Annotated in this window: 3 protein-coding genes; all 3 read right to left on the bottom strand. The window is 43.4% G+C overall.

Annotation, left to right across the window (positions count from 1 at the left end):
• Positions 1 to 1,055, bottom strand: a 1,055-nt coding sequence (locus WC615_RS22800; RefSeq protein ID WP_372980324.1) for an ABC transporter permease, incomplete at its 3' end; no start/stop codon positions are given.
• 31 nt (positions 1,056 to 1,086) lie between these two features.
• Positions 1,087 to 2,115, bottom strand: coding sequence for a DUF4097 family beta strand repeat-containing protein (locus WC615_RS22795; protein WP_372980323.1), 1,029 nt, complete (start codon positions 2,113 to 2,115; stop codon positions 1,087 to 1,089).
• Positions 2,116 to 2,220: 105 nt separating this feature from the next.
• A partial coding sequence (locus WC615_RS22790; protein WP_372980322.1) for an FtsX-like permease family protein occupies positions 2,221 to 3,814 on the bottom strand: 1,594 nt, incomplete at its 5' end.

Below are 3,814 nucleotides of genomic sequence, written 5' to 3'. Positions count from 1 at the left end.
GAAATAATAACAATACCAATAGCAACTGCCGTGGATAATAACGACAAAATTACCGACTCGGTAATAAACTGACTGATAAGCGATGCCCTGTTTGAGCCGATAGCCTTGCGGATACCAACCTCTTTGGCGCGCTCTTCTGAACGGGCTGTGCTCAGGTTCATGAAATTTACGCAGGCAACAAGCAAAATACAAATAGCCAGGGTGATGAAAAGTTTTATCTGGTCTATCATCCCTCCTACGGCTTTACCTTCAACAAATTCCGAATACAGGTGGAGCTTTTTAAAAGGATAAAGAAACAACTGGTTCTTGTTACCATCGTTATGCCTTTCTACCATGTTCTTCATGATGTTGTTGGCCTTACCCAAAGCAGATGGATCTTTTAATTGTACAACAGTACGTGCAAAGTTGCTGCCCCAGGTTGCATTTTTTGCCCAGGCGTTCGAATCCTCGAAAATAACCCAGGGTAAAACAAACTCAAACTGGAAGGTAGCGTTTGCCGGTACATCCTCAATTACACCGGTAACCGTTAGTGGTAACTGGTTGTTACGTTTTACGATCTTGTTCATCGGGTCTTCATCGCCAAAAAGGGTTTTAGCCAGTTTTTGAGTAATGATGATAGCGTTTGGCGCTTTTAACGCGCTTGATGCCGAACCCTTAATAAAGTGATAGGAGAATATATCAAAGAAACCGTCATCAGCAAATATGCCCGATTTTTTAAAGCTGTTGTTTTTGTAGGTAAGCAAACCTTCGGCGGTGTAGGTAATAGTTCTTACTGCCCGTACAGCATCCGGTATTTCGGTTTTGATGGTTGCTGCCGCCAGCCTTGGTGTAGCGGCAAAGGTGTAAATTTTACCATCGCCGGGCTGGTTATTCTCAACAAGGTATATATTATCGATATTTTTAAACTGCTTATCGTAGTTAAGATGGTATGTTACATATAACAGCAAAAGCAGGCAACTTGCCATGCCTAATGCCAGGCCACCTGCGTTAATTAATGAAAAGCCCTTATGCTTGGCTATGTTTCGCCAGGCAATTTTTAAATAATTCTTAAACATATACCCCGTTTTTTAATGTGTGTGCTATTTTTTAGTTTGATGATACATTAACAGTACCGTCGCCGCGCACCTGAACCAATGGGCCGCCACCGTTTAATTTGCCTACAATGGCTTCTTTTTCTTTACGGCCGCTAAAATCAGCATTGGTAACGTTAAGGTGCACGTTATCGCCGCGCAGGTCAAGGTCTACACCTTGTTTTGGTATTGTAAGGTCAACATGGCCCGAGTTGCCATCAAGCTTAACGTATTTGCCTATCTTGTTCATTTGTACATGGATGCCGCCTGCGCTTGTAGATGCATCAACACTACCAGAAATACCGGTAAGATTAACACTGCCGCCCGATGTGCCGGTTATCAGTTCGCCCTCAATATTGCTGCCTTTAACACTTCCGCCGCTGGTTTGCGCGTTGATGTTGCCATTTAAATCGGTTAAGTTTAACGAGCCACCGCTGGTTTCTAATTTAATAGTGCCCTGGCAGTTTATGGCTGTGATGCTGCCACCACTGGTTTCCATATCAATTGAAGGCTTGGTGTTTGATACATTGATGCTGCCACCACAGGTTTCGCCTTTAACTATGCCGTTTACTTTATCTACGCTGATGCTGCCACCGCTGGTTTCAAAGTTTTGCGCACCGGTAAGGTTATCCAGGTGAATGCTGCCACCGCTGGTGTTTAAATTGGTAGCAGCCTCTCTGTTAACATAAACTTTAAAGCCGATGCTTAATGATCTGTTACTCCAGTTTAAACTGCGGCGGCTTTTAGCTGTGGCGTGCAATTCGCCGTTCTTAATATCAATATCAAGAATATAATTCTCCTCGAGGCGTTTTTTTATCTCTTCTTTACTTAGCTGCCCAATCCTGTTGCCGGTTACATAAACATCTATGTGTGGTTGCTGGTCGCCGGCGCCGCTTACAGAAATACTGCCGCCGCTGGTGTTCACAAACACATGTTTTATGCCATCGCTGGCTAACGAACGGGTGTAGTATGGCGTTTTGTTATCCTGTGCCGATGCAAGGCAAGCGGGTGCGGCCATTAATAATATAAGGAAATACTTTTTCATGTTATGGTTTGAGTTTATAATAAGACCACTTTTAAGTGGTATAGGTTGCATGTGTTTTATTTTTGTTTTATGGTTCATAGCCTTTACTTACTATCAACTTTATCGTTACTCGCTTCGTAAGCTTTTTACCGGGTTTGTTAATGCCGCTTTTATAGATTGTAAGCTTACGGTTGCCAGTGCTATGAAAGCGGCGCCGCCACCTGCCAGCAAAAATACCCACCAGTTAATGCTGATCTTGTAAGCAAAATCCTGCAGCCATTTATCCATTGCAAACCAGGCTATAGGGCTTGCAATAAGGATAGCGATAAGCACTAACTTCATCAGATCGGTTGATAGCAATTGTACAATGCTGGTTACATTCGCACCCAGTACCTTGCGGATACCAATTTCTTTAACTCGCTGCTCGGCAGTAAACGTAACCAGGCCAAACAAGCCAAGGCAGGCAATGCTGATGGCCAGTATGGTGAATATCAGCAAAATGGTTCCCTGTTTTTGTTCGGTTTGGTACTGTGCGGCGAAATTTCGGTCAAGAAAATGGAACTCGGCTTTGTTCTCAATATCAAACCGGCTGTATGTTTTTGAAATATAATCTAAAGATGCCTGTATGTTTCCCCGGGCAATACGCACGTATAAGTTGTCCTTATCCTTTGCTTCAGCAGGGAGTTCCATGGTCATGGGGGCAATTTTGTGCTGTAGCGAATAGGTGTTAAAATCTTTCACCACACCTACAATAGTTTGGGTAATTACCTTGCCATCCTTATCAACACCGGTGCGTACACGGCGGCCAACGGCATCTTTCCAGCCCAGTTCTTTAACCAGGGTTTCGTTCACCAATATGGCATCGGTAACATCACTTGGAATATTTTTTGCAAAGTTGCGGCCACCCGCCATTTTTATCTGCATAGTTGGGATAAAATCCTCGTCTATCTGCAGGTTTTGTACAATCTTCGATTCGGATGTGGCTTTACCATCAGCGCCCAGGTTAAAATCGCCGCCACCTATGTTGTTATTGCCTATTGGGTTACCAGCCACGCCTACAGCTTCAATGGCTGGGTTTAGTAATAGCTGTTGTTTTAAAGCATCTACCTTGCCCCTAACATCGCGGTTATTGATATGGAAGGTAAGCGTTTGCGCCTTGTTGAAACCCAGGTCACGTTTTTGGAAGTAATTTAATTGCTGATAGATGATAAATGAACCGGCTATCATCACAATAGTGATCACAAACTGGAACACCACTAACGATTTGCGGAACAAGATGGTTGAGAACTGGTTGCCCAGTTGCCCTTTCATAGCCGGTATGGTTTTAAAACCTGAAAGGAACAATGCCGGGTAGATACCGCTTAATATGCCTGCCACTAAGCTAAAGCCAATAAACGCGATAATGGTTTTTACCGTACCAAATTGCAGCAGCACTAAAGTTTTGCCCGATAGTTGGTTAAACGCAGGCAGTACAAGTTGGATAATAGTAGCCGCTAAAACGGTAGAGATAAAGGTTAACAGGATACATTCTGTGAAGAACATGATCATGAGCTGTGTCCTGTCAGATCCGATCACCTTGCGTACACCAATTTCTTTAATGCGGATAGATGACCGTGCTGTGGTAAGATTTACATAGTTGATGATAGCGATGAACAATATAAGTAAAGCTGTAATGCTAAACACATACACGTAGGTGATACTACCATTTGATCCCAATTCG

It is taken from the genome of Mucilaginibacter sp. (assembly GCF_041663085.1).
GTDB lineage: Bacteria > Bacteroidota > Bacteroidia > Sphingobacteriales > Sphingobacteriaceae > Mucilaginibacter.
This window is presented reverse-complemented; position numbering and strand designations above follow the sequence as displayed.